The 6085-nt window shown below is 70.1% G+C and carries 4 protein-coding genes; all 4 read right to left on the bottom strand.

What is annotated here, in order from left to right; all coding sequences use genetic code 11:
• Positions 1-284, bottom strand: a 284-nt coding sequence (locus M8J73_RS44300; RefSeq protein ID WP_249829915.1) for a flavin monoamine oxidase family protein, incomplete at its 3' end; no start/stop codon positions are given.
• Between the two features lie 78 nt (positions 285-362).
• Entirely contained in the window at positions 363-3584 is a 3222-nt protein-coding gene (locus M8J73_RS44305) for a cytochrome P450 (protein ID WP_055537854.1), read from the bottom strand.
• 1136 nt (positions 3585-4720) lie between these two features.
• On the bottom strand, positions 4721-5437 hold the full coding sequence (locus M8J73_RS44310; protein ID WP_206187799.1) for a recombinase family protein: 717 nt from the start codon (positions 5435-5437) through the stop codon (positions 4721-4723).
• Positions 5438-5449: 12 nt separating this feature from the next.
• The gene (locus M8J73_RS44315) at positions 5450-5593 is read right to left on the bottom strand and encodes a hypothetical protein (RefSeq protein ID WP_206187798.1); all 144 of its coding nucleotides are present in this window, start codon (positions 5591-5593) and stop codon (positions 5450-5452) included.
• Between the last annotated feature and the right edge of the window lie 492 nt (positions 5594-6085).

The raw sequence follows: 6085 nt of genomic DNA on the forward strand, positions 1-6085 counted from the left end.
GCCTGGTAGGTGTCCACGCCGACCTCCTTGGCCAGCGCCAGGATGTGGTCCTGGGTCGGACCCACATACTGCCCGCCGATCTCGGTCACCTGACCGTCGCCGAGGTCGTGGTTGAGCAGCCGGCCGCCCACCCGGTCACGGGCCTCCAGCACGGCCACCGACTTGCCCGCCGCGACGAGCTCCCGCGCCGCGGTCAGACCGGCCAGCCCCGCACCGACCACCACCACATCCGCCCTGCGGGCATGCTGCGCCGTGGCAATGTCCTTCTTCTGCGTATCAGTCATGATCTTTCCTTCGGTAGCGATGTGAGGTATTGGTTCAGCGGCCATGACCGGCCACGAGCAGCGGCGCCCGGCTGCGGGTCAGCCCGCCCAGACGTCCTCGACGTACGTGCCGGACTCCGTCATGGCGGTCAGCCAGTCGGCGGCCTCGTCGGCGCCGGCTCCGGTGTGCTCGCGGTAGACGGCCTGGAGGGCCGCGCGTACGCCGGGGGCCATGCGGCGCCCGTCGCCGCAGACGTACACCCGTCCTCCGGCCTGCAGGACCGACCAGACCTCGGCGCTCTCCTGGGCGATGCGGTCCTGGACGAAGCGGGCGCCGTCCTCGGGGGTGTAGCTGAAGACGGGGCGCAGGCTGACGGCTCCGGCGTCCTCGGCTGCCTGGAGTTCGTCGCGGTGGAGGAAGTCGGCGTCGGGGTGGTCGCAGCCGAAGTAGCACAGCAGTGTCCCGGTCGCCTTGCTGTGCAGCCGGTCGAGGACGGCGCCGCGGAACGGTGCCACTCCGGTACCCGCGCTGATGAGGATCACGGGGGTGGCCGGGTCCTGCGGCAGGCGGAAGGCTTCTCTGCAGGGGAGCACCCGCGCCTGGAGGGTGTCGCCCGCGCTGACGGTCTGCAAGTAGTGGGAGGCGATGCCGTGGAAGGTGCCCTCGCCGCCGCGGTGCGGCGCTTTGAGGAGCGACACCATCAGGTCCACCTCGCCGGGCGCGGCCGCGGCGGACGAGGAGATCGAGTAGTGCCGTGGCCGCAGCACGGGCAGCAGTTCCAGGAAGTGCTCGAACGGCAGCTCGCAGGCCCGGTAGCGCTCCAGCAGGGCCAGGAGGCTGCATGCGGCGTCGGTGACCTGCTCGCGGAAGACATCGGGCTTCGCCTCGGCGAGTTCTGCCAGGGGGCGGTGCTCGGGCGGGCAGACGGTGTGCTCGGCGAGTACGGCGACCTGCTCCTGGGTCGCGGCGTCCTGAAGCTCCACGAAATCCGTGAGCAGTTGACGCAGGGTCAGCGGGCGGTCGACGGGCAGGGCGCCCCGGCTGCGGCGGCGTGCTTTCAGCCGTACGGTGCGGTCCAGGTCGAGGCCGAAGCGGTCGGCGACCCGCTGCACGAGGGCGGCCGGGTTGCGTGGGAGCACCGCGAGGTGGTCGCCGGTGCGGTAGGTGACGCCGTCGGGCAGCCGCAGCCGGAGGAAGCGCTTGGAGCGGCCGAGCGGGTGGTCCAGGTCGACCAGCTCGTAGGCGTCCAGCACCTCCATGGGCTGTACGCCGTGCCGTGCCGCGAGCGGGCCGGTGACCGACTCCGTGGCGTCCTGAAGCTCGTACAGCCCCTGGTCGGCGTCGGCTTCGCCGCTCTGTCCGGTCGGTTCGGCGCCGGCCTGCACCGGGATCCCGTACTTCTCCAGCAGGGTGTTCCACAGGTCGCCGGTCCACCGGTCGACGGTGCCGGCGAAGTCCCCCGCGGCGTCGGCGGCGCCACGCTCCAGCAGGGGCGCCGCACCGGCGGCGGCGAGCCTCTCGTCGATGAGCGTCGGGATGCGCTGGTAGGTGGCGGCCCAGTTGCGGTCGCCGACGCCGAGCACCGCGTACTCGACGCCGTCGAGCGAGCCGGGCTCCAACTCCTCCAGCCATGACACGAACCGGGCGGCGTCGTCGGTGGGCCTGCCGTTGTAGGAGGCGGCGACGATCACCAACGGGCCGCCGGTACCGGTGAGCTGCCCCACGGCGTCGTCGAGGGAGGCGACGGCGGTGACGAAGCCGTGCTCGTCGCCGTCCACGGCGAGATCGGCGGCGATGCCGGAGCAGGTCCCGAGATTCGAGCCGTGCAGCACGGTCAGCGTCGTACCGGTCGCACGCCGGGCGGCGGGCCGCGCCTGTTCGGCGGGTGCGCTGACGGCGACGCCGGCGGGCAGGCGGCGCTCGCCGCCGACGCGCCGGGCCAGGTTCAAGGTGAAGGCGTCGGGCTTGAGGGTGAGGGACTGCTTGATCTTGAACTGGTTATCGGTGTGGTCGATCAGGCGGAACCGGTGCACCAGCAGGGCGAGCACCAGCGTCGCTTCGTGCAACGCGAACTGGCGGCCGATGCAGGCCCGTTCGCTGTTGCCGAACGGCTTGAACAGGTGGACCGGGCGTGCGGCCTCCCGCTCGGCCGAGAACCGCTCCGGGTCGAACAGCTCGACGTTGTCCCCCCAGGCGGGATCCCGGTGCAGCTGAGGGATCAGCACCATCAGCGACTCGCCCTGGCGCACGGCGTACTTGCCGCCGATGACCGTGTCGGCCAGGGGCTCGACCGCGTACGACGGCTCCGTGGGCCACAGCCGCAGGCTCTCGCTGAGGATCTGGCGGACGTAGGTGAGCTTGCCGATGTCCGCGTACTGCGGGTCGGGGTCGGCCGTATCGCCCCACAGGGCGTCCACTTCTGCCTGGGCGCGGGCCAGCACCGCGGGGTGCTTGGTCAGGTAGTACAGCGCGAACGACAGCAGGCCACTGGTGGTCTCGTGGCCGGCGATGAGGAAGGTGATCGCCTGGTAGCGGATGTTGACGTCGTCCAGCGGCTCACCGCTCACCTCGTCGCGGGTGTGCAGCATCCGCCCCAGCAGGTCGTCGGTGCTCTGGTCGCCGTCCGCCCTCCGCCGCCGGATCACATCATCGACCAGGTCCTTCATCAGGGTGACGTCATTGCGGAACTGCTCCGCCTTCTTCCACTGGAACAACTCGGCCCCGGGGATGGACTCGCCCTTGGCCTGAGCGAAGTCCAGTGCCCTCGCGAGCGCCGTGATGAAGGGATGCGGCTCGTCGCGGCGGAAGGATTCGAAGTCGTAGCCGAAGCCGCACAGCCCGATCGTGTCGAAGGTCAGCCGGGTCATGTCGGCGGCCACGTCCACCGGAAGCTCCCCGGCAGCCTGGTCCCACTTGGCGATCAGCTCCCGGGCGACCTTGAGCATCGTCGCGTGGTAGCCCCTCATCGCGCCCCCGCAGAACGCCTGCATCAGGACGTCGTGCGCCTTGCGCCAGTTGGGCTCGTCGCCGTAGGCCGTGAACATCCCGTCCCCGCCGATCTCCCGCAGGATCACGAGATCGGGGTGGACGTTCTTACGGAAACGGCTCTCGTCCGCCAGCTCGGAGACGAGATCCAGGCCGGAGACAAAGTTGATCTCGGTTCCGAAGATCCGGAGCTTGAACAGCGGCCCCAGCTCCTTGGCCTCCTGCATGACGTAGGCGAGGCCCTCGGCCCCGTCGGGGACATCGAGCGCGTGGCCGATGAGGGGAAGAGACGGGCGCTCGGGGATCCGCTCGGTCCCAGAAGGCGTATTGGGCATGAACATGACTTTCGAATCGCGACCGTGAAGCGAGGGGTGTCAACCTATCGCAGACTTTGTCGACTGACAATGTCGTGCGACTTAGTTGAAAGACATGGAAGCGTGTGGCGTCTCGGCGCTGGGCCTTCCGCCCCGGCTGGAAGCCTCAGGTCGGCGAGGAAAAGCGACGCGAGGGGCGCGTCGGCCTGGCCCGCGGAGTTCCGACTCCGCGGTACTCGGTAGGGCCACTGCGGAAGACGGTGATGATCCCCGCTGGGACGTCCCAGGGCGGCCTCGGAGATGACCGGTGAGGCCTGCGTTCCCTGGAGTCATCAGCGAGACCGGGGCCTTACGGGGAAGGAGAGGCAGTCCGCGTCGCGCATCACCACGTATCCGTAGGTGGTGCACGCGTGCCGGCGCGCGAGGGGACGGGCGCGCTCCATCAGCGAAGCCGGAACGCACGGCAGTCCGGTGGAGGGTGCGTCGAGGCCCGCCGCATGCCCGCGGTGAGTCCCACCGTGACGTGGGGAAGCCGGAGACCGCTGACCAGACGTCCGCTGGCGCCTCCCGTCCACCGCTGATCCGCTCGAACACCGGGGTGGCCGACGCACACGCCGAATCGCGGTCTGTTCGGTTGCCGGGCCGGGTGACATGGTCGGGAGAAACTAGAGCGGCGGTTCCGCTGCGCCATGCCCCCTGGTCCTGCCGGGTGTCCCGCCGCGCCATGCCCGTGGTGACCGGCGGGGGCAGAGGTCCTCCGGTGGGGCGTCCACGGCGCGCGACGGCCATGGGCGCGCAACCGGCGGGACGGCGTGCGCTTCATACGGAGAAGCATCTACGCCTGGCCTGTTCCTGACTATGGGTAATTTTACAGGGGCCCACGGGACCCTCGGGATGCAGGAATTCTCCGGAGTCCCCGCTCCCACCCATGAGTTGGATGCATACCCGAGCAGGACGCTCACGATGCGCTCGTCCACGGTGTGAGCCAATGCCGACTGCTCTCGGACGGCCCACCGGCCCGCGCTCCTGGTCGCCACTGCGGCTCCCTGCCGCGACCGGAACCGCGGGCAATAAGCTGTCGGCTCATGGACGTCGGCGTCCTGGCCACGGGGCGGTCTCCATGGCCTTCCAGGGCAGGCGACTGCCTGTACGCGGTGTCACTCGTGGCACAGTCGGCGGTGAGGCCACGGCTGTCGACCTCCGCTCAAATGGCGCTTTCGGACAGGTGGAAAAGACAGCGATGAGCGAGACACCGGTGACCGTTGCGGCCTCAGGGACGGGGAACCTGCCCGCGCCGCCTGACCACTTTCATCGGCCGACGGCGCGATACTGCCGAGATCCGTCGCCTCCTCCGCGCCGCGAGGCTCCTGACGCTCACCGGGCCGGGCGGTATCGGTAAGACCGGGCTGGCGTTGGAGGCGGCCACCGCAGTCGGCCATGCTTTCCGGACGGGGTGTGGCTGGTGGACCTGGCACCCGTACTGGACCCGAAGGCCGTGGTCGGCGCGACGGCGGAAGCTCTGGGCGTGGGGGACGTCGGCTCCAGCCCCGTGGTCGAGAAACTCGCGGCTCATCTTTCCCGGCGCCATGCCCTGATCGTGCTGGACAACTGCGAACACGTCGTGGACGCCAGTGCGGAGCTGGCTCAGGCGCTTCTGCCAGCAGCTGCGCATCGTCGGCGAGCAATGCGCCACCGAGCGCCGACAGCTCCAGAAGCTGATACCAGTCCCGTCCCGAGCGGGCCAGACGCGACATCTCCGTGCCCAGCGCCAAGCCGACATGCCCCAGGGAAATTTCCGCGACCAGCCGCTGAAAGCCCTCCCGGTGCTCCGAGCGTGCGCCGGACTTGCCCAGGTCATCGTCGATGACCAGCACCCGCGACGCCTCCTAGCCCAGCGTCACGGCCCGGTCGACCAGCGCATACTGCCGCCGCGTCGACTCCTGATGCCCCTCGACCTGCTGCCGCGTCGACTGCCGCACATAGACGACGGCCGGCAGCTCACGATGCCTGGATGTGATCTTGCTTCCCATGCGTTCCCACGGCATCACCGCGGCCACGGCTCACCGCCCGTGTCCGCGAGCGGCCGATCCTGCACACCCTCCGCGGTGAGCTCCTGGGTGTGGCGGAACATCACCGCCAGCCAGTAGTCCGCTACCTCCCGACGCGCCGGGGGAAGGCTCTCCCGCACCCCCTCCATCCGCGGACTCTGGGGCCGTCGTCGACGCCGCCGTCCCGCATGCCGCCTCACCTCCGGCAGCCCGGACGGATGCCTTCCGCAGCCGCTGCACCGCAGCGACCAGCCGCAGCAAGCCCACCCGGTCCACCACCCGTCCTTGATTTACGTGCTGTTGACTACCCGTGGGCGCAGTCTGCTCGGCGCATCTCGATCACCCATCGCTTCAGCAGGGGCTCCCGTGTTTCCTCGCACTGGCCCGGCCGACGCCGTCGCCCGGGTGGAGAAGAAGACCGGAGGCCCCGCCCGCCTCGTCCTCACCCGTGAACACCGACGGCGGCCGGAGGAG

The sequence above is a fragment of the Streptomyces neyagawaensis genome, assembly GCF_023516595.1.
Taxonomy (GTDB): domain Bacteria; phylum Actinomycetota; class Actinomycetes; order Streptomycetales; family Streptomycetaceae; genus Streptomyces; species Streptomyces neyagawaensis.

Coding starts and splice junctions, on each gene's coding strand:
- M8J73_RS44305 (WP_055537854.1), bottom strand. CDS start 3,584: ATGCCCAATACGCCTTCTGGGACCGAGCGGATCCCCGAGCGCCCGTCT.
- M8J73_RS44315 (WP_206187798.1), bottom strand. CDS start 5,593: ATGGGAAGCAAGATCACATCCAGGCATCGTGAGCTGCCGGCCGTCGTC.